Origin of the sequence: Cereibacter azotoformans (assembly GCF_021391315.1) — a bacterium.
GTDB classification, from domain to species: domain Bacteria; phylum Pseudomonadota; class Alphaproteobacteria; order Rhodobacterales; family Rhodobacteraceae; genus Cereibacter_A; species Cereibacter_A azotoformans.
The window spans coordinates 2,002,914-2,027,784 of record NZ_CP090021.1; the positions used below are offsets into that span (position 1 = coordinate 2,002,914).

23 protein-coding genes are annotated in these 24,871 nt (G+C 70.5%); 16 read left to right on the forward strand and 7 right to left on the reverse strand.

What is annotated here, in order from left to right; translation table 11 throughout:
* Positions 1 to 13: 13 nt before the first annotated feature.
* The 3 genes from gatA to LV780_RS10050 are packed head-to-tail and all read right to left on the reverse strand — an operon-like array spanning position 14 to position 2,455.
* Positions 14 to 1,489, reverse strand: a complete 1,476-nt coding sequence (gene gatA, locus LV780_RS10040) for an Asp-tRNA(Asn)/Glu-tRNA(Gln) amidotransferase subunit GatA (protein ID WP_108220381.1) — start codon at positions 1,487 to 1,489, stop codon at positions 14 to 16.
* Positions 1,486 to 1,773, reverse strand: a complete 288-nt coding sequence (gatC, locus tag LV780_RS10045; RefSeq protein WP_011909188.1) for an Asp-tRNA(Asn)/Glu-tRNA(Gln) amidotransferase subunit GatC — start codon at positions 1,771 to 1,773, stop codon at positions 1,486 to 1,488. The genes gatA and gatC overlap by 4 nt, the downstream gene beginning before the upstream one ends.
* A 31-nt stretch (positions 1,774 to 1,804) precedes the next feature.
* Positions 1,805 to 2,455, reverse strand: a complete 651-nt coding sequence (locus LV780_RS10050; protein WP_011909189.1) for a ceramidase domain-containing protein — start codon at positions 2,453 to 2,455, stop codon at positions 1,805 to 1,807.
* Between the two features lie 116 nt (positions 2,456 to 2,571).
* Here LV780_RS10050 and LV780_RS10055 point away from each other — a divergent pair, with 116 nt between their 5' ends.
* On the forward strand, positions 2,572 to 3,264 hold the full coding sequence (locus tag LV780_RS10055) for a metal-dependent hydrolase (protein ID WP_108220380.1): 693 nt from the start codon (positions 2,572 to 2,574) through the stop codon (positions 3,262 to 3,264).
* A gap of 56 nt (positions 3,265 to 3,320) precedes the next feature.
* Here the strand turns inward: LV780_RS10055 and LV780_RS10060 are convergent, their stop codons facing one another.
* Positions 3,321 to 3,776 (reverse strand): nucleoside deaminase, encoded by a 456-nt coding sequence (locus LV780_RS10060; RefSeq protein ID WP_044248223.1) that lies wholly within the window; start codon positions 3,774 to 3,776, stop codon positions 3,321 to 3,323.
* 157 nt (positions 3,777 to 3,933) lie between these two features.
* On the opposite strand from LV780_RS10060, the gene LV780_RS10065 reads away from it, so the two are divergent.
* The 10 genes from LV780_RS10065 to dtd all read left to right on the forward strand — a co-directional run bounded on the left by LV780_RS10065 (position 3,934) and on the right by dtd (position 13,807).
* Positions 3,934 to 5,334, forward strand: coding sequence for a pseudouridine synthase (locus tag LV780_RS10065; RefSeq protein ID WP_108220379.1), 1,401 nt, complete (start codon positions 3,934 to 3,936; stop codon positions 5,332 to 5,334).
* A gap of 154 nt (positions 5,335 to 5,488) precedes the next feature.
* Complete coding sequence (locus LV780_RS10070; protein WP_108220377.1) at positions 5,489 to 6,367, forward strand: 5-bromo-4-chloroindolyl phosphate hydrolysis family protein; 879 nt, start codon at positions 5,489 to 5,491, stop codon at positions 6,365 to 6,367.
* 160 nt (positions 6,368 to 6,527) lie between these two features.
* Entirely contained in the window at positions 6,528 to 7,718 is a 1,191-nt protein-coding gene (locus LV780_RS10075) for a toxic anion resistance protein (RefSeq protein ID WP_011909194.1), read from the forward strand.
* A 12-nt stretch (positions 7,719 to 7,730) separates the two neighbouring features.
* Entirely contained in the window at positions 7,731 to 8,696 is a 966-nt protein-coding gene (locus tag LV780_RS10080) for a DUF2927 domain-containing protein (protein ID WP_108220376.1), read from the forward strand.
* 18 nt (positions 8,697 to 8,714) lie between these two features.
* Entirely contained in the window at positions 8,715 to 9,824 is a 1,110-nt protein-coding gene (locus LV780_RS10085; RefSeq protein WP_108220375.1) for an SPFH domain-containing protein, read from the forward strand.
* A 1-nt stretch (position 9,825) separates the two neighbouring features.
* A complete protein-coding gene (locus LV780_RS10090) occupies positions 9,826 to 10,923 on the forward strand; it encodes a primosomal protein N' (replication factor Y) - superfamily II helicase (RefSeq protein ID WP_108220374.1) in 1,098 nt (365 codons plus the stop codon).
* A 3-nt stretch (positions 10,924 to 10,926) separates the two neighbouring features.
* On the forward strand, positions 10,927 to 11,364 hold the full coding sequence (locus LV780_RS10095; protein ID WP_108220373.1) for a YqaA family protein: 438 nt from the start codon (positions 10,927 to 10,929) through the stop codon (positions 11,362 to 11,364).
* A gap of 98 nt (positions 11,365 to 11,462) precedes the next feature.
* Positions 11,463 to 12,422 carry a phosphoribosylaminoimidazolesuccinocarboxamide synthase gene (locus LV780_RS10100; RefSeq protein WP_101340956.1) on the forward strand — a complete coding sequence of 320 codons (960 nt, stop codon included), beginning with the start codon at positions 11,463 to 11,465 and terminating at the stop codon, positions 12,420 to 12,422.
* 12 nt (positions 12,423 to 12,434) lie between these two features.
* Positions 12,435 to 13,355 carry a carbohydrate kinase family protein gene (locus LV780_RS10105; protein ID WP_108220372.1) on the forward strand — a complete coding sequence of 307 codons (921 nt, stop codon included), beginning with the start codon at positions 12,435 to 12,437 and terminating at the stop codon, positions 13,353 to 13,355.
* Positions 13,355 to 13,807 (forward strand): D-aminoacyl-tRNA deacylase, encoded by a 453-nt coding sequence (gene dtd / locus LV780_RS10110; RefSeq protein WP_108220371.1) that lies wholly within the window; start codon positions 13,355 to 13,357, stop codon positions 13,805 to 13,807. Before LV780_RS10105 ends, dtd begins: the two co-directional genes overlap by 1 nt.
* A gap of 103 nt (positions 13,808 to 13,910) precedes the next feature.
* On the opposite strand, the gene LV780_RS10115 is transcribed toward dtd, so the two are convergent.
* Both LV780_RS10115 and LV780_RS10120 read right to left on the reverse strand, forming a co-directional pair.
* Positions 13,911 to 15,800 carry an acyl-CoA synthetase gene (locus LV780_RS10115; protein ID WP_108220370.1) on the reverse strand — a complete coding sequence of 630 codons (1,890 nt, stop codon included), beginning with the start codon at positions 15,798 to 15,800 and terminating at the stop codon, positions 13,911 to 13,913.
* 105 nt (positions 15,801 to 15,905) lie between these two features.
* Complete coding sequence (locus LV780_RS10120) at positions 15,906 to 17,693, reverse strand: ABC transporter transmembrane domain-containing protein (RefSeq protein WP_011909203.1); 1,788 nt, start codon at positions 17,691 to 17,693, stop codon at positions 15,906 to 15,908.
* A gap of 185 nt (positions 17,694 to 17,878) precedes the next feature.
* Here LV780_RS10120 and LV780_RS10125 point away from each other — a divergent pair, with 185 nt between their 5' ends.
* The 5 genes from LV780_RS10125 to LV780_RS10145 all read left to right on the forward strand — a co-directional run bounded on the left by LV780_RS10125 (position 17,879) and on the right by LV780_RS10145 (position 22,549).
* Positions 17,879 to 18,703, forward strand: coding sequence for an alpha/beta fold hydrolase (locus tag LV780_RS10125; protein ID WP_108220369.1), 825 nt, complete (start codon positions 17,879 to 17,881; stop codon positions 18,701 to 18,703).
* The gene (locus LV780_RS10130) at positions 18,700 to 19,677 is read left to right on the forward strand and encodes a threonine ammonia-lyase (protein ID WP_108220368.1); all 978 of its coding nucleotides are present in this window, start codon (positions 18,700 to 18,702) and stop codon (positions 19,675 to 19,677) included. The genes LV780_RS10125 and LV780_RS10130 overlap by 4 nt, the downstream gene beginning before the upstream one ends.
* Positions 19,678 to 19,812: 135 nt before the next feature.
* The gene (gene pcaD, locus LV780_RS10135) at positions 19,813 to 20,601 is read left to right on the forward strand and encodes a 3-oxoadipate enol-lactonase (RefSeq protein ID WP_108220367.1); all 789 of its coding nucleotides are present in this window, start codon (positions 19,813 to 19,815) and stop codon (positions 20,599 to 20,601) included.
* The gene (locus LV780_RS10140) at positions 20,594 to 21,319 is read left to right on the forward strand and encodes an alpha/beta fold hydrolase (protein WP_108220366.1); all 726 of its coding nucleotides are present in this window, start codon (positions 20,594 to 20,596) and stop codon (positions 21,317 to 21,319) included. The genes pcaD and LV780_RS10140 overlap by 8 nt, the downstream gene beginning before the upstream one ends.
* A gap of 30 nt (positions 21,320 to 21,349) precedes the next feature.
* A complete protein-coding gene (locus LV780_RS10145; protein ID WP_011909208.1) occupies positions 21,350 to 22,549 on the forward strand; it encodes a TCR/Tet family MFS transporter in 1,200 nt (399 codons plus the stop codon).
* Between the two features lie 75 nt (positions 22,550 to 22,624).
* Here LV780_RS10145 and LV780_RS10150 read toward each other — a convergent pair whose 3' ends face one another.
* The gene (locus LV780_RS10150; protein ID WP_108220365.1) at positions 22,625 to 24,637 is read right to left on the reverse strand and encodes an elongation factor G; all 2,013 of its coding nucleotides are present in this window, start codon (positions 24,635 to 24,637) and stop codon (positions 22,625 to 22,627) included.
* Positions 24,638 to 24,871: the final 234 nt, after the last annotated feature.

The window sequence follows — 24,871 nt, forward strand, 5'->3', positions numbered from 1 at the left end:
GATCCGGGGGCCCTTACCACCATTTCCGGGGTTTTTCCACAAATCCCGCCGCCTGCTCAAGCACATGGGCGTGATTGAGCAGCCCCGCCTCGTCCCAGGGCCGCCCGATCAGCTGCAGCCCGAGCGGCAGCCCCTTGGCGTCGAGCCCGACCGGCACCGAGATCCCCGGAAGCCCGGCGAGGTTCACCGTCACGGTGAAGACGTCGTTGAGATACATCTCGACCGGGTCGGCATGGGCCATCTCTCCGAGGCCAAAGGCCGAGGACGGCGTGGCCGGCGTCAGGATCGCGTCGATGCCTTCGGCAAAGACCTGATCGAAGTCGCGCTTGATCAGCGCCCGCACCTTCCGCGCGCGGTTGTAATAGGCGTCGTAGAAGCCGGCCGAGAGCACATAGGTGCCGATCATCACCCGGCGCTGGACCTCCTTGCCGAAGCCCTCGGCGCGGGTCTTCTCATACATGTCCACGATGCCGTCGCCCTGACCGAGCTTGGCGCGGTGGCCGTAGCGCACCCCGTCATAGCGCGCGAGGTTCGAGGACGCCTCGGCCGGTGCGATGACGTAATAGGCGGGCAGCGCGTATTTCGTGTGCGGCAGGCTGATGTCCACGATCTCGGCGCCGGCATCGGCCAGCATCTCGCGTCCCTTGGCCCAGAGCGCCTCGATCTCGGCGGGCATGCCCTCCATGCGGTATTCGCGCGGAATGCCGATCTTCTTGCCACGGATGTCCCCGGTCAGCGCCGCCTCGAAGTCCGGCACCGGAATATCGGCGGACGTCGAATCCTTCGGGTCGTGCCCGGCCATCGCGCCCAGCAGGATCGCCGCATCGCGCACCGTCTTGGTCATCGGCCCGGCCTGATCCAGCGACGAGGCGAAAGCCACGATCCCCCAGCGCGAGACGCGGCCATAGGTCGGCTTGATCCCCACGATGCCGGTGAAGGCCGCCGGTTGCCGGATCGAGCCGCCAGTGTCGGTGCCCGTGGCGCCAAGGCAGAGATCCGCCGCCACCGCCGCGGCCGAACCGCCGGACGAGCCGCCGGGCGTCAGCTTCCGGTCATCGACCTTCCACGGGTTCACCGCATCGCCGTAGCACGAGGTCTCGTTCGACGAGCCCATCGCGAACTCGTCCATGTTGAGCTTGCCGAGCATCACCGCCCCCGCCTCGAAGAGCTTCGAGGTGACGGTCGACTCGTACTCCGGCTTGAAGCCCTTGAGGATGTTCGAGGCCGCCTGCGAGGCGACGCCTCGCGTGCAGAACAGGTCCTTGATCCCCAGCGGGATGCCGTTCAGCGCCCCCGCCCCCTCGCCGCGGCGGGCATCGGCGGCGCGCGCCTGATCCAGCGCGATCTCGGGCGTCAGATGCACGAAGGCATTGAGCGGCGTGCCCGCGTCGATGGCCGTGAGGCAGGCCATGGTCAGGTCCACCACCGAAAGCTCGCCCTTCGCCAGCGCGTCACGGGCCTCGGCGATCGTCAGTTCGTTCGCGTTCATTCCACCACCTTCGGCACGGCGAAAAAGCCCTCCCGGGCGTCGGGCGCATTGGCCAGCACCTTGTCCTGCATGTCGCCGTCCGTCACGACGTCCTGCCGCCGCTTCAGCCGCATGGGCGTGACCGAGGTCATGGGCTCGACGCCCTCGACATCCACCTCGTTCAGCTGCTCCATGAAGGTGAGGATGCCCGAAAGCTCGCCGGCCAGGGCCGGCAGGTCCGCTTCGTCCACGCGGATCCGCGCGAGATGCGCCACCCGCCGCGCGGTCTCGATGTCGATCGACATGTCCTTCGCTCCGCTTGCCGTTTGGGTCCGTTTAGCGAGGCCGCCCTTCCGCTGCAAGCCGGTGCCGGCGCCAGACCTCGATCATCCAGCCGAGCATGAGGGCGTTGAGCAGATGCCACAGGAAATGCGTGCCCAGGGGCAGCGCCGCGCAGAGCGGCCCGTCCAGCGTGCGGAAGGTGAGCGACAGCACCAGAAGCCCCGCCCCCGCCGCCAGCCCCCGCGCCGTGGCGGGCGCGCGACGGACCAGAAGAAGCGCATAAAGCAGGATCAGCGCCGGCACCGGCGCATAGGCCGCGGACGACCCAAGACCCGGCACGCGCTGGAAGAGCGGCACGGTCAGCGCCGCATAGGGCAGGAAGGCCGCCGTGGCGAGGCCCGCCTGCCAGCCCCGCATCCCCAGCATGTCCCGGCTGGCCGCAAAGATGTAGAGCAGGATGAAGGCCAGGATCGGCAGCACATCCATCAGCCCGGTCAGCCGATTGGCATGGGTGTGAAAGAGCCAGGACCCCAGCCCGATCAGCGCCAGAACCGCCGCCAGCGCCCGCCCGATGCCCCGCACGCGCGGCCAGACCACCGCGGCGGCGACCACGAAGGCGAGGTTCGTCAGCGCATTCACCGGCTCGGCCCAGTAGGCGGGGCCAAGCCGCTCGCAATAGCTGTCAATCGGCGCGAACCAGTCCATCGCCTGCACTCTCCCTTGCCCTTGGCCGCGTTCCGGCCGAACCTGTCCACCCCGAGCCGCCGACCGCAGAGGGCCGGCACCCCGGTCACACCATGACCCTGTCAGAAGGAGCTTGCATGAAGATCACCTGGCTTGGCCATTCCGGCTTCCGCATCGAGATCGAAGAGGCCGTGCTGCTCGTCGATCCCTGGCTCAGCGGCAACCCGATGTTCCCCATCGAGCGGCGCGACGAGGCGATCGCAGGCGCCACCCACATCCTGCTCACCCACGGTCACGGAGACCATTCCGGCGACGCCGTCGCCATCGCCTCCGAGCTCGGCCTGCCGATCGTGGGCATCTACGACCTCGTCACCTGGCTCCAGTCGCGCGACGGCTTGGACGGCATCGGCTTCAACAAGGGCGGCACGGTCACGCTCGACGGCGCCCGCGTCACGATGGTCCATGCCACCCACTCCTCCTCGATCATGGGCGAGGCGGGCCCGGTCTATACCGGCACCGAATCGGGCTACATGATCGCGGGCGAGGGCCATGTGATCTATGTCTCGGGCGACACGGACATCATGGCCGACATGGGCTGGATGGGCGAGTACCACCGCCCCGACATCGGCATCCTCGCAGCCGGCGGCCATTTCACCATGGACATGAAGCGCGCGGCCTTCGCGGCCCGCAAATATTTCGACTTCCGGACCGTGATCCCCTGCCATTACCGCACCTTCCCGCTCCTCGAGCAATCCGCCGAGGCCCTGCGCCAGAGCCTGCCGGGGGTCGAGGTCCTCGAGCCCGAGGTGCTCGAGCCGATCACGATCTGACCCGCGGGGGCCCCCGCGGCCCCCCGCTCCTCAGGCTGTTCTCCCCATCGCCCGGATCAGACCGCGCGCCGCGCGGCAAAGAAGCCGCGAAGCAGGGCCGCGGCCTCCTCCTCGCGGATCCCGTCATAGACGTCTGGCACATGATGGCACTGCGGATGCGCGAAGACGCGCGCCCCCTGCGCCACACCGCCCGACTTGGGGTCGGCCGCCCCGTAATAGAGACGCGCGATCCGCGCCGCCGAGATCGCCGCCGCGCACATCGGGCAGGGCTCCAGCGTCACATAGAGATCGCAGCCGGTCAGCCGCTCGCCCAGTTCCGCGCAGGCCGCCCGGATCGCCAGCATCTCCGCATGGGCCGTGGGATCGGACAACTCGCGGCATCGGTTGCCCGCCCGCGCCACCACCCGACCCGAGGGCGCCACGACCACGGCGCCCACCGGCACCTCGCCCCGCGCCCCCGCGGCCTGCGCCTCGGCCAGCGCCTCGCCCATGAAACTCCTGAACCGGCTCATGCCCCCTCTTGCCGCGCCCTCCGCCCCCGCGCAAGTCCGACCGCCGCCCCGGCACCCGCCTTGCCCTTTCGCTCTGGTCCAAATATCCTCCGGGGGTCCGGGGGTGGAAAACCCCCGGGGGTTCCGCCAGCGGAACATCCTCAACCCGGGACCCTCCATGACCGACAGCACAGACGGCGAGCGCATCGCCAAGGTTCTCTCCCGCGCCGGCGTCGCCTCGCGACGCGACGCCGAGCGGATGATCGAACTCGGCCGCGTCGCCGTGAACGGCCGCACCATCGACAGTCCCGCGCTGAACGTGGGTCCGAAGGACCGGATCACCGTCGATGGCCAGCCCCTCGCCCCGCCCGAGCCCGCGCGGCTCTGGCTCTATTACAAGCCCGAGGGGCTCGTCACGTCGGCCGCCGACGAGAAGGGCCGCGAGACGGTCTTCGACCATCTGCCCGAGGACCTGCCCCGCGTCATGTCGGTCGGCCGGCTGGACCTCAACTCCGAGGGGCTGCTGCTCCTGACCAACGACGGCGAACTCAAGCGCCGGCTCGAGCTTCCCTCGACCGGCTGGCTGCGCAAGTATCGCGTCCGGGTGAAGGGCAACCCCACGGATCCCGATCTCGAGCCGCTGCGCAAGGGCATCACCGTCGAGGGAGAGAGGTTCCAGCCGATGACGGTCACGCTCGACCGGGTGCAGGGCGCCAACGCCTGGCTCACCGTCGGGCTGCGCGAGGGCAAGAACCGCGAGATCCGGCGCGCCATGTCGGCCATCGGCCTGACGGTCAACCGGCTGATCCGCATCAGCTACGGCCCCTTCCGGCTGAACGAGCTGCAGCCGGGCATGGTCGAGGAGGTCCGCCCCAAGGTCCTGCGCGACCAGCTCGGCCTCGATCCGCGCGAAGAGGATGGGCGTCCGCCCAAGGCTGCGCGGCCTCCGCGCGGGGCCGGCGCGACCTCCGGCCGCTCCCATCCGGGTGCCCGGCCCGCGGCATCGAAACCGCTCTCGCCCGATGAAGCGCGCGGCGGGTCGAAAGGCGCCCCGCACGGCCGCGGTGCCGGGGCGGGTCCGAAATCGGCCGGACCGGCCCGTCGCCGCGACCCTCTCCCCGAGGCCGCCATCGACGCCCGGCCGTCCGGGCCCCGGGCACGCCCCGCCGCCGGTGCCGCAAAGGCGCCGTCCGGGCGCGTCTTCGGCGGTGCCAGGCCGACATCCTCGCGCCCGACCGGCACTCCGGCCGGTACTCCGGCCGCGACAGGACCGGCCAAGGCGGGCGGCCGCCGGCCGCCTGGCCCCGCGCCCCGCGGAACGGGTCCCGGGACGGGCCCGGCTTCGGGAGGGCCTCGGCAGGGCCCGAAGTCGGCTCCGGCCAAGGCGCCTCGCCGGACAGGGCCGGACGAGGGGCGCGGCGGCCCGGCCGGCGCAGGCAGCGCGCGCACCGGCAAGCCTGCGGCCTCCGCCCCTCGCAAGCCGCCGTCCGAGGGGCGCCCGCGCGGCCCGTCGCGTGGACCGGGCGGCAGCGGCGGCCCTCCGCCCCGCGGGCCGAAGGGGCGGCCGGGCAAGGGCTGACCCCTTGCATTGGCAGGCCGGGTCCGGGCTTCCTATATTGCTCTGGATGATGACCGGAAAGGGCCGCCCATGACCTCCAAGAGCCTGCGCACGCTCGCCTTCCTGCTGCTGGTGGGGCTGACCATCTACGTCGCGGCACAGGGAGGCGCCTGAGATGGCCCAACGCTACGGCGGCCGTTTCAGCCCGCCCAACGCCCGCCGCGACGCGCCCGCCAAGCCGGACCGGAACGGCTGGGACCGCAAGCGCCGCAGCCGGGCGGGCGGGCGGTCGAACATCCTGTTCATCCTGCCGTTCCTCTTTCTCGCCAACGGCTTCCTCGGGCCGGCCGAGGGGCTGATCCCCGCCTTCGCGGCCTTCGGCTCGCTCTTTCTCGCGGCCTGGCTGACGCGGCAGGGGATCCTCGCCGAAGAAGCCTATGACGCGCGCCCGGTGGCCCGGCGCCCGGCGATCCCGCGCAAGATCTTCGCCTCGGTGCTGACCGGGGCCGGCCTTTTCGCCGGCGGGCTTCTGGGGGACGCGGGCCTCGTCACGGCGGCGGCCTGGGGCGGGCTCGGCGCCCTCCTCCATCTGGCGGCCTTCGGCACCGACCCGCTCAAGGACAAGATCCCCGAGGGCGTGGACAGCTTCCAGAGCGATCGCGTGAGCCGGGCCGTGGCCGAGGCCGAGACCTACCTGACCGCGATGCGCGCGGCGGTGGCCCGCCTGCGCGAGCCCGCGCTCGAACGCCGGGTCGAGGGGTTCGCCGGCACCGCGCGGGAGCTTTTCCGCAGCGTCGAGGCCGACCCGCGCGACCTGACCGCGGCCCGCCGCTATCTCGGCGTCTATCTGATGGGCGCCCGCGACGCGACGCTCAAGTTCGCCGACCTCTACGAACGCGGCCGCGATCCGAAGGTCCGCGCAGATTACGAGCGGCTGCTCGACGATCTCGGCTCCAGTTTCGCCGACCGCACGAAGCTGCTCCTGTCGAACGACCGGGCGGGCCTCGACCTCGAGATCGAGGTGCTGCGCGAGCGTCTGCGGCGCGAATCCTAGGCGATGCGCCGCCGCCTGCGGCAGGCTTGCATCGCCCGCGCGCCGCTTCGCCCACGTCCCTCCGCGCCGATTGAGTAGGTCCGGGGGCCTGCTATACAGGAGATCGACGCCTACGTCGGCGCGGCCTGTAGCGATCATCCCAGAGAGCGAGGTTCTACCCATGACCGACAGCATCCGCCGTGAGGCCGCCAAGGATCTCCTGCAGATCGAAGAGATCACCGCGCCCGCCCTGCCCGAGCCTGCGCCGGCCGTGACCCCGCTGGCCTCGGCACCGCCCGAGAAGGCGCAGGAGATCCGCCGCCGCATGGCCGAGCTCGACATCGGCGATTCGCAGTCGATCATCGGCTTTGGCTCGAAGGCCCAGTCCGAGTTGCAGACGATCAGCCAGCAGATGCTGGCCGACGTGAAGAACAAGGACGTGGGGCCGGCGGGCGATTCCCTGCGCGAGGTGGTCTCGACCATCCGCGGCTTCTCGATCTCGGAACTGGACGTGCGGCGCAACGCCAGCTGGTGGGAGCGGCTTCTCGGCCGCACCGCCCCCTTCGCAAAGTTTGTCGCCCGCTACGAGGAAGTCCAGTCGCAGATCGACCGCATCACCCAGTCGCTGCTCATGCACGAGCACCGGCTGCTCAAGGACATCAAGGGGCTCGACATCCTCTATGCCCGCACGCTCGACTTCTACGACGAGTTGGCGCTCTACATCGCGGCGGGCGATGAGGTGCTGACCGATCTCGACGCCCGGGTGATCCCCGCCAAGGAGGCCGAGGTCGCGGCCACGCCCGAGGGCGACCGGATGATCAAGGCGCAGGAACTGCGCGACCTGCGCGCCGCCCGCGACGATCTGGAACGGCGGGTCCATGACCTCAAGCTGACCCGGCAGGTCACGATGCAGTCGCTGCCCTCGATCCGGCTGGTGCAGGAGAACGACAAGGCGCTGGTCACGCGCATCAACTCGACCCTCGTCAACACGGTGCCGCTGTGGGAGACGCAACTGGCGCAGGCGGTGACGATCCAGCGCTCGCGCGAGGCGGCCGAGGCGGTGCGCGGGGCCTCGGACCTGACCAACGACCTGCTGACGGCCAATGCCGAGAACCTCCAGCAGGCCAACAGGATCGTCCGCAAGGAGATGGAGCGCGGGGTCTTCGACATCGAGGCGGTGAAGAAGGCCAACGCCATCCTGATCACCACGATCAACGAAAGCCTCGCCATCGCCGACGAGGGCCGTGCCCGTCGCGCCGCGGCCGAGGCCGATCTCCAGCGGATGGAGGCCGAGCTGCGCGAGACGCTCGCCTCGGCCCGCGCGCGCCGCACCGGGCCCGGCGATACGGCCGGGACCGCCGTCCGACCCTGAGGAAAGACCGTCATGCACCGGGGCGCCCGCCTCTCGACCCTTCTGCGCGGTGGCCTGCCGCTGGCCGCCTGCGCCGTCCTGGCGGCCTGCACGCCGCCGCCGCCGCCCGATCAGCCGCAGGGGATCGCGCCACGCGCCCGCCCGGCCAACCTTCAGGGCCCGGTGAAGGAGAGCCCCGAGTCGCAGGCCATGCGGGCCTATTTTGCCAAGGTCCAGACCGACCTTCTGGCGCAGGGCCTGCTGCGCACCGATGGCGGCGGGCGCGATACGCCCTACAACGACCGGATGCTCGCCGAGAATTTCCTCCGCATCGCGCTCTATGACGAATACGAGCGTCGGGACGGCGGCTTCGCCCAGCGCGAGGTCGAGAGCCACCTGCGCCGCTGGGAGGTGCCGGTGCGCGTGGGGCTGCGGTTCGGACCTTCGGTGCCCGAAGAGCGCCGCGCCACGGATCGCGCCCGCATCTCCTCCTATCTCGCGCGGCTGTCGAAGATCACCGGCCATCCGATCGGCCTGTCGGACAGCGGCGTGAACTTCTGGCTCCATGTCGTCGCCGAGGACGAGCGGCGGGCGCTGGGCCCGCAGGTGGCCGAGGCGCTGCCCACGCTTTCGGCGTCCGAGATCGCGGGCATCACGCAGATGAGCACCACGACCTATTGTCTGGTCTATGCCCTCTCGGACGATGCCACCAGCATCTACAACCGGGCCTTCGCGGTGATCCGGGCCGAGCATCCCGACCTTCTCCGCCTGGCCTGCCTGCACGAGGAGATCGCGCAAGGTCTGGGGCTGGCCAACGACAGCCCGAACGCCCGGCCCTCGATCTTCAACGATGACGAGGAGTTTGCCCTGCTGACGACGCAGGACGAGCTGATGCTGAAGATCCTCTACGACCGACGCCTTCGCCCCGGCATGACCGTGGCCGAGGCGCGCCCCATCGTCGAGACCATCGCCTACGAGCTGCTCGGCGGCGAAAGCTGACGCACAAGAGGGAGAGCCATGCCGATCTTCGATTTCCTCGGCGGAGAGTTCATCGACGTCATCCACTGGGTCGATGACACGCGCGACACGATGGTCTGGCGCTTCGAGCGGCAGGGCCATGCGATCAAGTATGGCGCCAAGCTGACCGTGCGCGAGGGACAGGCCGGCGTCTTCATCCACGAGGGGCAGCTCGCCGATGTCTTCGGCCCCGGTCTCTACATGCTCGAGACCAACAACCTGCCGATCCTGACCACGCTGCAGCACTGGGACCACGGCTTCCGCTCGCCCTTCAAGTCCGAGGTCTATTTCGTCAACACCACCCGCTTCAACAACCAGAAGTGGGGCACGAAGAACCCGATCATCTGCCGCGACCCCGAGTTCGGCCCGGTGCGCCTGCGCGCCTTCGGCACCTATTCGATGCGCGTGACCGATCCCGGCCGCTTCATGACCGAGATCGTGGGCACCGACGGCGAGTTCACCGCCGACGAGATCAGCTTCCAGATCCGCAACGTGATCGTGCAGGAGATGGGCCGCGCGCTGGCGGCCTCGACCATCCCCGTCCTCGACATGGCGGCCAACACGGCCGATCTGGGCAAGCTGGTGGCGCAGGCCATCGCGCCCACCGTGGCGGCCTACGGGCTCTCGATCCCCGAACTCTACATCGAGAACATCTCGCTGCCGCAGGAGGTCGAGAAGGCGCTCGACAAGCGCACCTCCATGGGCATCGTGGGCGATCTCGGCCGGTTCACGCAATACAGCGCGGCCGAGGCCCTGTCGGCGCCCAACTCGGCCGCGGGCGCCGCGGTGGCGAGCGGCATGGGGGCGGCCATGGGCCTCGGGATGGCGCAGCGCATGGGCCCCTGGGGCGCCGCCCCCGAGGCGGCTGCGCAGGCCGCGCCACCTCCGCCCCCACCGCCGGCCGAGCCGGTCTGGCACGTGGCGGCCAACGGCCAGTCCGAAGGCCCCCTCGCCCGCGCCGATCTGGCCGCCCGCGTCTCGGCGGGCACCCTGACGCGCGCGACGCTCGTCTGGACGCCGGGACAGGAAGGCTGGCAACCCGCGGGCGAGGTTCCCGCACTCGCCGGGCTCTTCGCGCACATGCCGCCGCCCCTGCCGCCGGGGGCCTGAGGTGCAGGACGTGCGGCACTGGCCCTGCGAAAGCTGCGGGGCCGATCTCCGCTTTGCGCCGGGACAGACGCGGCTGGTCTGCGACCATTGCGGCCATGTGCAGGATATCCCCGAGACCGCCCCCGCCGACCGTCGCGGCATGGGCGAGCTTGACCTGCGGGCCGCGCTGGACGACCGGCTGCCCGCCTCGGCCTGCGAGCGGGTGCGCACCACGCCCTGCCCCTCCTGCGGGGCGCTGGTCGAGTTTCAGGGCGCGATCCATGCCACCGAATGCCCCTTCTGCGCCACGCCGGTCGTGGTGGGCACCGGCGAGACGCGGCTGATCAAGCCGCAGGCGGTGATCCCCTTCCGCCTGACCGAACGCGAGGCGCGGCAGGCGATGGTGGACTGGCTCGGCCGGCTCTGGTTCGCGCCCAACGGCCTTGTGCAATATGCCCGCAAGGGGCGCGCGCTGTCGGGCATCTACGTCCCCTACTGGACCTTCGACGCCGCCACCCGCAGCCGCTACACCGGCCAGCGGGGCGACGCCTACTACACGACCCGCACCGTCACGGTCCAGGTGGACGGCCGCCCGCAACGCCGGACCCAGCAGGTGCGCCAGATCCGCTGGACGCCCGTGTCGGGCCGCGTGGCGCGCGACTTCGACGATGTGCTGGTGCTGGCCTCGCAAAGCCTGCCGCACCGCTACACCGAGGCGCTCGAGCCGTGGGACCTGTCGGCACTGACCCCCTACCGGCCCGACTGGCTCGCGGGCTTCACCGCGGAGGGCTATACGGTGGACCTGCCCGCAGGGTGGCAGCGCGGGCAGGAGATCATGGCGCGCACCATCCGGGGCGATGTCGCCCGCGCCATCGGCGGCGACGAACAGCGCATCGGCCGGGTCGAGACAAGCTACGACCGCGAGAGCTTCAAGCATGTGCTTCTGCCGGTCTGGATGGCCGCCTACCGCTACAACGGCAAGAGCTACCGCTTCGTGGTCAATGGCCAGACCGGCCGTGTGCAGGGCGAGCGGCCGTGGTCGGCGTGGAAGATCGCCTTTGCCGTTCTGCTCGCACTGATCGCGGCCGGAATCGCCGCCCTCATCACGCAGATGCGCTGACCCGTGGACGATCTGCCCGCCGCAGCCCTCCTCGCGCTCAGCGCCTTCGCTTCGGCCACGCTGCTGCCCGGTTCGTCCGAGGCGCTGCTGCTCACCCTCCTGGCCGCCGGTCATGCCGCCGGGCCCCTCGTGGCCGTTGCAACCGCAGGCAACCTCGCCGGATCTCTGGTGAACTGGGCGCTCGGCCGTTTCCTGATCCGGTTCCGCGACCGCCGCTGGTTTCCCGTGTCCGAGGCGGCGCTCGAACGGGCGCAGCGGGGCTATCGGCGCTGGGGGCTCTGGTCGCTCCTGTTCGCCTGGGTGCCGGTGGTGGGCGATCCGCTGACCGTGGCGGCCGGCGCGCTCAAGGTGGGCTTCTGGCCCTTCCTGATCCTCGTGGGGATCGGCAAGGCCGCCCGCTACGCCCTGCTGGCCGCGGGCTTCGCCGCGGTGGCGGGTTGACCGCCGGAAGGGCCACGCCTGACGGCGGAGATCGCCCCTCCAAGGTTGACAGCCGCAACCGCCGGGCCGATAGAGCCGGAACCAGTCACGGAGGCCCCATGCCCGACCTCTCCCGCGTCCTCCCCGAGGCGCATATCCCCGAGCTTCCGAACCCCTATTACGGCAAGGTCCGCGACTGCTACGACCTGCCCGACGGGCGAAGGCTTCTGATCTCGTCCGACCGGATCTCGGCCTTCGACCGCATCCTCGCCGCGATCCCCTTCAAGGGCCAGGTCCTGACCCAGACCGCGCGCTTCTGGTTCGACGCGACCGCCGACATCTGCCCCAACCATGTGATCTCCTATCCCGATCCGAACGTGGTGCTGGCCAAGCGGGTGACGATCCTGCCGGTCGAGATCGTGGTGCGCGGCTATCTCGCGGGCACCACCGGCACCTCGGTCCTGACGCTCTACAAAAAGGGCGCGCGCGAGATGTATGGCCATCGCCTGCCCGACGGGCTGCGCGACAACGAGGCCCTGCCTCAGCCCATCATCACCCCCACCTCAAAAGCCTTCGACGGCGGCCATGACGAGCCGCTGACCGCCTCCGAGATCGTCGCGCAAGGGTTGCTGAGCGCCGCGCAATGGGACGAGGTCTCGGCCCATGCGCTCGCCCTCTTCGCGCGCGGCCAGAAGATGGCGGCGGAGCGCGGGCTGATCCTCGTGGACACCAAGTACGAGTTCGGGCTCGACGACGAGGGCCGCATCCTGATCGCCGACGAGATCCACACGCCGGACTCCAGCCGCTACTGGATCGCCTCGGGCTATGACGAGGCCTTCCGCGACGGCTCTCGCCCGCCCTCGTTCGACAAGGACGTGATCCGCGCCTGGGTCGCCGCCCGTTGCGACCCCTATCGCGATGCGATCCCCGAGATCCCCGACGAGATGATCCGGCGCACCTCCGACGTCTATGTCGAGGCCTTCGAGACCATCACCGGCCGGCCGTTCGAGCCGGACCTGTCGGGCGCCACGCCGCTCGACCGCATCCGCGCCAATCTGGCCCCCTTCTTCACCCGCTGACGGGAGACGCCCATGATCCTCTGCTGCGGCGAGGCCCTGATCGACATGCTGCCGCGCGAGACAGCGGCGGGGGAACAGGCCTTTGCACCCTACGCCGGCGGCGCGGTCTTCAACACGGCGATCGCGCTGGGGCGCGTCGGGGCCCCGGCGGGCTTCTTCTCGGGCCTCTCGACCGACCTCTTCGGGACGCAGCTGGCCGACACGCTGGCCGCAAGCCAGGTGGACAGCGCGCTCTGCGCCCGTTCGGACAGGCCCACCACGCTGGCCTTCGTGCGGCTGGTGAACGGGCAGGCGACTTACGCCTTCTACGACGAGAACACCGCCGGGCGACTGCTGGCCCCGACCGACCTGCCCGCCCTGCCCGACAGCGTGAGCACGCTCTTCTTCGGAGGCATCTCGCTTGTGAACGAGCCCGCGGCCGCCACCTACGAGGCGCTGATGGCGCGCGAGGCGGGGGCGCGGGTCACGATGCTGGATCCGAACATCCGTCCGGGCTTCATCACCGACCCCTCGGCCTACCGCGCGCGGATCGGCCGGATGATCGCCCTGGCCGACATCGTCAAGCTGTCCGACGAGGATCTGCACTGGCTCGAAGGGCCGGGCGAGATCCCGGCCCTTGCACGGGCGCTGCTCGCGCGTGGTCCGCGGCTTGTCCTGATCACCGAGGGCGCCCGCGGGGCGCATGCGATCACGGCCACTCAGGAGCGGTTCTGCCCGGCGACCCCGGTGGCGGTGGCCGATACGGTGGGGGCGGGCGACACGTTCAACGCCGGCATCCTTGCCGCCCTGCACGAGGCGGGCGCGCTGTCGAAGGCTTCGGTGGCGTCCCTGCCCGACGAAGTTCTCGACGCGGCCCTGTCGCTCGGCACGCGGGCGGCCGCCGTCACCGTGTCGCGTCCGGGCGCCAATCCGCCCTGGGCGGACGAGCTCTGATGCGGGCGCTGATCCAGCGGGTGCGCGACGCCTCGGTGGTGGTCGAGGGCGAGACGATCGGCGCGATCGGCCCCGGCCTCCTGATCCTTGTCTGCGCCATGCAGGGCGACGGCGAGGCACAGGCCGACGCGCTGGCGGCCCGGATCGCGAAACTGCGGATCTTCAAGGACGAGGCGGGCAAGATGAACCGCTCGGTCCGTGACATCGGGGGATCGGCCCTCGTGGTCAGCCAGTTCACGCTGGCCGCCGACACCAGCCGCGGGAACCGCCCCGGCTTCTCGACCGCCGCCCCGCCCGCCGAGGGCGAGCGGCTCTACGATCATTTCGCGGCGCGGATGCAGGCCGAGGGCGTGCCCACCGCCAAGGGGCTTTTTGGCGCCGACATGAAGGTGAGCCTGCTGAACGACGGCCCGGTCACGATCTGGATGGACACGGCCCAGCGCGAGAATTGACCGGCGCTCCGGGCCGGAACCCCGGCGAGGCCGCGGGCGGGCTCGGCCCCCGCCGCATCCGCCCCGCCCGTCTCGGGTTCAGCCGGAGGGAACGATTGCGCGCTCACGCCCAGTCCCAGGGACGGGTATATTCACCGAGAACGTGCGACAGACGCTCCTCGTCAACCTCGCCCGTCCGCTCCAGCCGGGCCACGAGGCCGCGCTTTCGGTCCTCGACCACATCGGCCACCCGCGCGGGCAGGTCCGCAGCCTCGAGCGCCGCATTGTACACCCGCGCGATGGCCAGCCTGCGGAGGTCGGGCTTGAAGACCTTGCCCACCGCGGTCTTCGGCAGCTCGGGCAGGATCTCGATATGCTTGGGCACCGCCGCCCGCTCGTGGATGTGGGCGCGGGCATGTTCGAGCAGCTCGGACGCCTCCACATCGGCATCCTTGACGAGTTCGACATAGGCGCAGGGCAGCTCGCCCGCGAAGGCGTCGGGCTGGCCGATCGCGCCCACGAAACTGACGGCCGGATGCGACATCAGCGCGGCCTCGATCCCCGCCGGGTCGATGTTGTGGCCGCCGCGGATGATCAGATCCTTCGCCCGCCCCGTGATGTAGAGATACCCTTCCGAGTCGATGCGCCCGAGATCGCCCGTGCGCAGGAAGCGATCCTCGGCGAAGAGGCCGTGGTTCTTGTCCTCCTCGGTGTAGGTCGAGCCTTCGAAGACGCCGGGGTTGGCCACGCAGATCTCGCCCACCTCATCCACGCCGCATTCCCTCAGCACATGGCCGTTGCCGTTGGAATGGAGGATGCGGACATGGGTGTGCGGGAAGGGCAGCCCGACCGAGCCGATCTTCTTGGACCCCTCGGGCGGGTTCACCGAGACGAGGCAGGTGCATTCGGTCAGCCCGTAGCCCTCGACGATCTGCACGCCGGTGGCCTTCTCGAACCGGTTGAACAGCTCCACAGGCAGCGGCGCCGACCCCGAGAAGGCGCCGCGCAGCGTGCTCACATCGGCATCGATGGGCCGCTGCATCAGGGCGGCAAGCGCGGTGGGCACGGTCACGAGATAGGTGCAGCGCCACCGCTCGATCAACTTCCACAGGTTGTCGAAGACCCCTTCGCCCCGGTAGCCCGCGGGGGTGGGAAAGACCACCTGCGCGCCGCTTGCGATCATCGACATGAGGATCGGATAGGCCGCAAAGACATGGAACAGCGGCAGCGGGCACATCACCGTGTCGGATGGCCGGAACAGCAGCCGCTTGCCGCACCAGCCGTTGTAGATCATGCCCGACACCTTGTGCTGGGCGACCTTCGGCATCCCCGTGGTGCCGCCGGTGTGGAAATAGGCCGCCACACGGTCGTCCTCGGGGTCGGGAAAGCCGAGCGTCGCGGGCTGCCGGGCCAGCTCGGCGGCGAAGGACAGGACGCGGGCGTGGTGGCCGGGCTTCACCTTCGGCCGGATCAGCGGCACGATGAGGCTCTTGGGCGGGCCGAGGTAGCGCAGCAGATCCACCTCGAGGACGGCCCGCACCTCGGGCGCGTGGCGCACCGCCTCGGCCACCTTCTGCGCCACATCCGTCTTGGGAAAGGCCCGCAGCGTCACGACCACCCGCGCCTTCGTCTCGCGCAGGATCGAGGCGATCTGGTCGGGCTCGAGCAGCGGGTTGATCGGGTTCACGATCCCCGCCACAGCCCCCCCGAGCAGCGTCACCACGGTCTCGGTGCAGTTGGGCAGCACGAAGGCCACCACGTCGCGCGGCCCCACGCCGAGGCTGCGGAACAGGTTGGCGGCCTGCGTGACCTGCCGGTGAAGCTGGCTCCATGTCAGCGTCTCGGCCCGGCTCTTGGGGGCCGAGAGAAGCTGGAAGCTGACCGCCGGGCGGTCGCCATGCTCGGCCGCCGCGCGGCCCAGAAAGCGGTGCATCGTGCGCGGATTGTCGAGATCCGCCCATGCCCCTTCAGCCTCGATCGCCTTCAGGTCGGCGGCGCAGGCGAAACTCCCCATATTTTCCTCCTCCCGGTTCCCGTTCTTCGGAAACCCCGTCTTTGCGAGGAACGATGGGGTGTTTTGCCGCGGACGGCAAGGCAACTGTCCGCGACAAACGCAACGTCAGACGGTGCCGTCCGTGAACTGGAGGCGCGCGAGCCGGGCATAGAGACCGCCCTCGGCCACCAGCGCATCGTGGGTTCCGGTGGCCACGATACGCCCGTGATCGAAGACCACGATCCGGTCCGCACGCTTCACCGTGGCGAGCCGATGGGCCACGACCAGCGTCGTGCGGTCGTGCGCCATCGCCTCCACGGCCGTCTGCACGGCCCGCTCGCTCTCGGCATCGAGGGCCGAAGTGGCCTCGTCCAGCAGCAGGATCTTGGCCCCCCGCAGGATCGCCCGCGCCAGCGCCACGCGCTGCTTCTGCCCGCCCGAGAGCATCACGCCGCGCTCGCCCACATAGGTGTCGTAGCCCTGCGGCAGCAGGCTCAGGAAATCATGCGCGGCGGCGGCGCGGGCGGCCGCCTCCACCTCGGCGTCCGTGGCGTCGGGCCGGCCGAAGCGGATGTTCTCGCGCGCCGAGGTGGCGAAGATCACCGGATCCTGCGGCACGAGCGCAATGGCGCGGCGGAAATCGTCGCGGGCCATGTCGCGCAGGTCGATCCCGTCGATCCGCACCGTGCCCTGCTGCGGATCGTAGAAGCGCAGCAGAAGCTGGAGGATGGTGGTCTTGCCCGCACCCGACGGGCCAACCAGCGCCACCGTCTCGCCCGGCCGCACCTCGAGATCGACGCCGTCCAGCGCCGAAACCTCGGGGCGCGCCGGATAGCGGAAGCGCACCCCCTCGAAGCGGATCTCGCCCTTCACGGGCCGCGGCAGCGTCACCGGCTCGGCCGGATCCTGCACCGGATCCTCGGCCGTCAGCAACTCGTTCAGCCGCTCGGTCGCGCCCGCGGCGCGCTGCAGCTCGCTCCAGATCTCGGACAGGGCGCCGACGGAGCCTGCGACCATCACCGCGTAGATCAGGAACTGCACCATCTCGCCCGGCGTCATCTCGCCCGCGCGCACGTCGCGCGCGCCGACCCAGAGCACCCCCACGATGCCCGTGAAGACGAGGAAGATCACGATCACCGTCATGATCGCCCGCGTTCCGATCCGCTCCTTGGCCGAGAGGAAGGATTTCTCGGTCACGTCGCCGAAGAAGGCGCGAGACTGGCGCTCGTGCGTGAAGGCCTGCACAGTCTGGACCGACAGCAGCGCCTCGGAGGCGTTGCCCGAGCTTTGCGCGATCCAGTCCTGGTTCTCGCGCGAGAGGCGGCGGAGCTTGCGGCCGAGGATCACGATCGGCACCACCACGAGCGGCACCAGCAGCAGCACCAGCCCGCTCAGTTTCGTCGAGGTGAAGAGCAGCAGGATCATGCCGCCGATCAGGATCAGCAGGTTGCGCAGCGCGACCGAGATCGACGAGCCGATCACCGACAGGATCAGCGTCGTGTCCGTCGTCAACCGCGAAAGCACCTCGCCCGTCATGATCCGCTCGAAGAAGGCGGGGCTCATGCCCATCATCCGGTCGAAGAGCGCGCGGCGCATGTCGGCCACGACCCGCTCGCCAAGCCGCGTCACGAGGTAGTAGCGCAGGCCCGTGCCCGCCGCGAGCGCGGCCGCAATCAGCAGCGCCGCGGCGAAATACTGGTCGAGCAGTTCGGCGTTGTTCTCCATGAAGCCATCGACCACGCGCCGGACCGTTACCGGAAGGATCAGGCTGATGATCGCGGTGAGGATCAGCGCCCCGATGGCCCCAAGGGTCAGCTTTCGGTAGGGGGCGAGGAACGGAACGAGGCCCCGCAGCGCGCCCATACTCCGTGACGTCGGACGGTCCTCGAGCTGGGTGGTGGGTCTTCGTGCCATGCGTCCCGTCCTCCTCTTGTCGGGCCGTGGTTTAGGGCGCAATGGCCCTCGCGGCAAGCTCACCCTTCGGCAGGGTCGTCGGCTGACCCGACGGCACAGGGTCTCGCCCGCGCGAGGGCACGCCCGGGCTTTTCCCTCGCCCGAACCTGTGCGAGGCTCCCGCCGACTGTCAGGAGAGCCTCTGCATGCCCCAGTTCTTCACCGCAAGCGACGGTGCCCGCCTTGCCTTCACCGACGAGGGCGAGGGGCTGCCGCTGCTCTGCCTTCCAGGCCTGACACGGACGGGGGCGGACTTCGACCATGTCGCGCCCCACCTGCCGGGGGTCCGGCTGATCCGGCCGGACTATCGCGGGCGCGGCGCGTCGGACTGGACCGGCGCCGCCACCTATACGGTCCCGCAGGAGGCACGCGACGCGCTGGAGTTGCTCGACCATCTGGGGCTTGCGCAGGTCGCCATCCTCGGCACCTCGCGCGGCGGGCTGATCGGCATGTTCCTCGCCGCCATCGCAAAGGAGCGCCTGACCGGCCTCTGCCTCAACGACGTCGGGCCCGAGATCGAGCGGGCGGGCCTCGAGAAGATCTTTGCCTATGTCGGCCGCAACCCCGCCTTCGCAACCCACGAGGATCTGGCCGAGGCCCTGCCCCGGCTGATGACGGGCTTTGAGCAGGTGCCCCCGGACCGCTGGCTCGCCGAGGCGCGCCTGCACTACGGTCAGGGGCCCGACGGGCTGCGCATCACCTACGACCCCACGCTGCGCGAGGCCTTCCTCGCCGCCTTCGAGGGCGAGCCGGCCGATCTCTGGCCGCTGTTCGACGCCTGCGCCGCCCTGCCGCTCGCGCTGATCCGCGGCGCGAACTCGGACCTCCTGTCGCCCACCTCGGTGGCCGAGATGCGGCGGCGACGTCCCGACATGATCTTTGCCGAGGTGCCCGGGCGGGCGCACATCCCCTTCCTCGACGAACCTGAAAGCCTGTCGGCGATCCGCGGCTTCCTGAGGGCCGTGGCATGACCGACATCGCGATGATCGAAGCGGCGGCCGCACGGCTCGCAGGCCATGCCCGGCGCACGCCGCTGCTCTCGTCCCCGTTCCTCGATGCGATCGCGGGCCGGCGGGTTCTGGTGAAGGCCGAATGCCTTCAGCACACCGGCTCGTTCAAGTTCCGCGGCGCCTGGTCGGCGGTCTCGGCCCTCGACCCCGGCCGGCGGGCGCGCGGGGTGATCGCCTACTCCTCGGGCAACCATGCGCAGGGGGTGGCGCTGGCGGCGGCGCGCCACGGGGCGCCCGCGGTGATCGTGATGCCGGCGGACGCGCCCCGGCTCAAGATCGAGAACACCCGCGCGCTGGGGGCCGAGGTGGTGCTCTACGATCGCGCCACCGAGGACCGCGACGCGATCGGCCTCAGCCTGTCGGAAGAGCGCGGCCTCACCCTCATCCGGCCCTTCGACGAGCCGCTGGTGATCGCGGGGCAAGGCACCACCGGCCTCGAGATCGCCGCGCAGGCCGCCGAGGAGGGCGTGACGCAGGCCGATGTCCTCACCTGTTGCGGCGGCGGCGGCCTTGCCGCGGGGATCGCGCTGGCGCTCGAGGCCCATGCGCCCGGCCTGCGCGCCCGCCCCGCCGAGCCGGAGGGGTTCGACGACACCGCCCGCAGCCTCGCGGCGGGGGCGATCCGGCGCAACGCCGCCCTCACCGGCTCGATCTGCGATGCCATTGTGACGCCGGAACCGGGGCAGATCACCTTTCCCATCCTCGCGCGGCTGTGCGGGCCGGGGCTTGCCGTGTCGGACGAGGAGGCGCTCGAGGCCATGGCGCTGGCCTTCCTGCGCCTCAAGATCGTGCTCGAGCCGGGGGGCGCCGTGGCGCTGGCCGCCGCGCTGTTCCGGCCCGAGGCCATCGCCGGGGACGCGGTGATCTGCGTCGCATCGGGCGGCAATGTCGATCCGTCCGTCTTCGCGCGCGCCCTCGCCCGGTTCCCGGACTGAGGCGGCAATTCGCGCTTCGCCAAATGCCTGGCGCCGGTGGGCGGTCGCGCCTTGACGCCGCGAAGTGGAGGGAGGAACGTTCCCCCGCGCCTTCGGGACGCGTCCGCCCCACACCCGGCCAGATGGAACGCACCGATGCCTGACCTCGAACTCGGCGACCTTCACCTGAACTACCGCGAGGAGGGCGACCCGACCGGCGCGCCCGTCGTCTTCGCCCACGCACTCGGCTCCGACCTGCGGATCTGGGACAATATCCTTCCCCTCCTGCCCCCGTCCCTGCGGCTCGTGCGCTACGACCTGCGCGGCCACGGCGGCTCCTCGACGCCCGAGCCGCCCTATGCGATGGGCGCGCTCATCCGCGACGCCGAGCGGCTGATGGAGGCGCTCTCGATCCGGGATGCGGTCTTTGTCGGCTGCTCGATCGGCGGGATGATCGCCCAGGGGATCGCGGTCAAGCGGCTCGACCTGATCCGGGCGCTGGTGCTCTGCGACACGGCGGCCAAGATCGGCACGCCCGAGATCTGGCAGGACCGGATCGCCCAGGTGCGCAGCTACGGGCTCGAATCCCTCGCCGACCCGACGATGAAACGCTGGTTCGCGCCCGCCTTCCGCGCGAGCCCCGAGGGCCAGCTCTGGCGCGAGCGTTACATGGCGGGCGATCCCGACGGCTACGCCGGCGGCGCCGCGGCCATTGCGGGAACCGACTTCTACACGACGACCGCGAGCCTCACGCTGCCCACCCTCGTCCTCGTCGGCTCCGAGGACGGCTCGACCCCGCCCGACCTGGTGCGCGAGACGGCCGGACTCATCAAGGGCAGCCGGTTCGAGATCATCCGCGGCGCGGGCCATGTGCCCTCGATCGACAAGCCGTCCGAGATGGCCCGGCTCCTGACCGAGTTCCTGCACTCGATCGGCCATGTCTGACTTCCTGCTCGTCCACGGCTCGGGCTATGGCGCCTGGTGCTGGGACGAGACGATCCGCGCGCTCGAGATCCGGGGCCACACGGCCCGCGCCCTCGACCTGCCCCGTCACTTCATGCAGGACCCGAGCCTTGGCCACTATGCCGATGCGATCCTTGCGGAAATCCATGAGCCCGTAACCCTTGTGGGCCATTCCGCCGGCGGCTTTCCCATCGCCGCCGCAGCCGAGCGCGCCCCGCCCGGTCTGATCGAGCGGCTGATCTTCCTGTGCGCCTACGCGCCGCGCGATGGCGCCTCGGTGGCGTCCCTGCGCAGGGAGCAGACGCGCCAGCCGCTGCGGCCCGCCATCCGGGTGGCGCCGGATCGCCGCACCTATTCCTTCGATCCCGCGCTTGCCGGCGACCGCCTCTTCCACGACTGCCCGCCCGAGGTGCGCGCCGTCGCCCTCGCGCGCCTGGTCCCCGAGCCCACGGCTCCGCAGGAAGAGCCGATCCGGCTGACCGCCCGCTACCACGCCACGCCCCGGCACTACATCCGCTGCCTCGAGGATCGCGCCATCCCGCCCGAGCATCAGGAGGCCATGACCGAAGGCTGGCCCGAGGGGACGGTCTCGACCCTGCCCGCGGCCCATTCGCCCTTCCTGTCCTGCCCCGAGGCTCTGGCAAAACGTCTCATCTCGGTTGCGGCAAATCCGCTTTCCTGCCGCCCCACCCCCGGCTAGGGTCCGCCCGCCCTTCCCCGCGGACGCGACATGCAAAAGCCCCGGCTTGCCCTTGCCTTCATCCTGATCACCGTCACGCTCGATGCGATCGGGATCGGGCTGATCTTTCCGGTCATGCCGGACCTGATCCTCGAGATCACCGGCCAGCCCCTGTCGGACGCGGCGGTCTGGGGAGGGCTCCTGTCGGCCTCCTTCGCGGTCATGCAGTTCCTGTTCGGCCCGACCATCGGAAGCCTGTCGGACCGGTTCGGGCGCCGGCCGATCCTGCTCGGCTCGCTCGTCATCATGGCGGCCACCTATCTCGCCATGGCGCTGGCCCCCACCATGGCGATCCTGCTGGCCGCGCGGATCGTGGCGGGGATCGTCTCGGCCACCTACGCCACGGCCTCGGCCTTCATCGCCGACGTGACCCCGCCCGAGGACCGCGCCAAGCGATTCGCCCTGATCGGCGCGGGCTTCGGGATCGGCTTCGTGCTGGGCCCCGCCATGGGGGGCCTGCTGGCGGGGATCGACCTGCGCGCGCCCTTCCATGCGGCGGCGCTGATGGCGGTGCTGAACCTCATCCTCGGCAGCCTCATCCTGCCCGAAACGGTGACCGACGCCACCCGCCGCCCCTTCTCTCTCGCCCGCGCCAACCCGCTCGGCGCGCTGCGGGCCGTGGCGCGCCTGCCCGAGCTGCGCCGCCCGCTCGCGGTCTTCCTGATCCTGGGGATCGCGATGAACGTCTACCCGGCCGTCTGGGCCTTCTACGGCCAGGCCGCCTTCGGCTGGGGCGCGGCCATGGTCGGCGCCTCGCTCGCGCTTTACGGCATCAGCTTCGCCGTGGGACAGGTGGCGCTGGTCGGGCCCGCGATCCGCCGCCTCGGCGAGCATCGCACGGCGCTCTTCGGCATCTGGGTCGATATCCTCACGCTGACCGCCTTCGGCTTCCTGGCCTCGGGAACCGGCGCGCTTCTCGTCATCCCCCTGACCGCATTGGGCGGCGTCGTGGTGCCTGCGCTGCAATCCATCCTGTCGCGCGGCACGCCCGCCGATGCGCAGGGCGAGCTGCAGGGCCTGCTCGCCTCTCTCAATGCCGTCGCGATGATCACCTCACCGCTCGTGATGACGGCCACGTTCCGCGCCTTCACGCAGGACGGCGCGCCGCTGCATCTGCCCGGCGCGCCGTTCCTTCTGGCCGCGCTCCTGATGGTCGGGGCGCTCGTCCTTCATCTCGCGCGCCGCGCCTGAGTTTCACTCTGCGCAAATATCCTGCGGGGGGAGGTCTCCGCCTGCGGAGACCGGGGGGCGCAAAGCCCCCCTTCCTCAGGCGCCCTGCGCAGCCAGCGCCCGTTCCGCCTCGCGGCCGTGCAGCTCCTGCAGATGGTCGAACCGGCAGGCATAGGTGCCGACGCCCAGGCTCTGCGAGCGGATCTCGACGATCAGCCCGTCCATCTCGCCCTGCGGGATCAGCGCCTGCACCTCGTCCCAGCCCGGCCAGCCCGACTTGGCGTCAAAGCCCAGAAGCTGCCCCCGCCGTCCGGTCACGATCCGCTGCACCCGCGGCGTGAACTCCGACGGGACCGAGATCGCCACCGCGAGGATCGGCTCCAGAAGCACCGGCCCGCACGAGGGCATCGCCTCGGTCATCCCCTTCAGCGCGGCCTTCTGGAAGGCCATGTCCGAACTGTCCACCGTATGGTAGCTGCCGTCGGTCAGGGTCACGGCCACATCGACCACCTGATGCCCGAGGGGCCCCTTGCCCAGGTAGGACTGCACCCCCTTTTCCACCGCCGGGATGTAGTTCTTCGGCACGACGCCGCCGGTGATCCGGTCGTCGAAGGCAAAGCCCTCGCCGCGCGGCTGCGGCCGGATCTCGAGATGGATGTCGGCGAACTCCCCGTGTCCACCCGACTGCTTCTTGTGCCGGGCGTGGATCGAGGTGGCCCTGGTGATCGTCTCGCGGTAGGGCACCGCGGGCCGCGACGCGGTGACGCTCAGGCCATATTCGTTCTTCATCCGCGACAGGGCGATCTGAAGCTGCATCTCTCCCTGCCCGCTCAGCACCAGTTCACCCGTCTCGGCCTGATGGGCCGCCGCGAGCGAAGGATCCTCCTCGGCCAGCCGGGCGAGCGCCGCCGCGAGCTTCACCTCGTCGGCCTGCTTCTCGGCCCGGATCGCAAGCGCATGGAGCGGCGCGGGCGGCGCCGGCCAGTCCGCCTCGGCCACGCCCGTTTCCGTCAGCAGGTCGCCCGTCGCGGCCGAGGCCATCCGCCCCAGAGCCACCACCTCACCCGGCCCGGCCGCGCCGCGCGCGGAGGTGCGGCGTCCCGTCAGCGCCATGACCGACCCCACCCGGTCCTGCCCGAGCGTGATCCCGTCCCTGACCTCGCCGGACCAGATCCGCACCATCGACATCTTGCCCGACTGGCCCGCATGGATCGTCTTGAAGACCTGCGCCATCGTGCCTGCGGGGGCGATGCCCAGCCGCTCGGCCGTGGCCTCCACGCCCGGCGCCTCGTGCCGCAGCGCCTTGAGCAGCCGCCGGATGCCGTTCTCGTTCTCGGCCGAGCCGAAGAAGACGGGCACGATCAGGTCCTTCTGCAGATCCCGCGTGAGGTTGGCATAGATCTCGTCGGTCGAGGGCACCACATCCTCGAGCAGTTCCGCCATCAGCCCGTCGTCGAAATCGGCCAGCGCCTCGAGCATCCCCGTCCGCGCCTCGCCGCTGGCATCCGCCATCGCGTCGGGCAGCGCCACCAGATCCGAAGGCTTGTGCGGGTTCCACCGCCACGCGCGCTCGGACACCAGATCCACCATTCCCGTGACCTTGCCCGCCGCGTCGCGGATCGGGATCTCGCGCAGGACGAGGGGGCGCGCCGACACCGCCTGCAGGGCCTCGAACGTGCCGCGCACCGTGGCCTCGGGCAGGTCCATCTTGTTCACATAGACAAGGTGGGGGATGTTGCGATCATCGAGAAAGCGCAGGATCGGCGACAGCGTGACGGCCCGCTCGGGCATGGGCTCGGCGACCACCACCACGATGTCGGCCACCATCATGGCGCATTGCGCGTCATGGGTCAGCTCGACCGAGCCGGGGCAGTCGATCAGCGCCCAGGGCTCGCCGAGATAGTCGAAATGGGCCACCGACAGTTCGGTGCTCATCTGGCGTGCCCGCGCCTCGGGGGCGGCGTCGCCCACCGTGTTGCCGTCCTTGACAGCGCCGCGCCGGTCGATGGCGCCCGCGGCAAAGAGCAGATCCTCGAAGAGGGTCGTCTTGCCGCAGGTGTAGCTGCCGACCAGTGCGGCGCAGCGCGGGCCTGATGGTTGATGGCTCATGGATCGTTCTCCCATCGCACAATCCGGAGGCGGAGAGCCGCAAAGGCGCCTCTCCCCGGCTCAGTGTGCGTCTTTGCCGGAAGTCTGGCCAGTGTTTCGTGGCCCGCCTGAGCCAATTGCTCCACCCGCGCTGCCCCTGCTGCCTTGACCTGAATCAATGGAAATCCCCCGAAGCCATGGCCTTTCCTCGGCCACGGCAGTTTCCTATAAGGTGGCCGACCGAAGAGGAGCCGC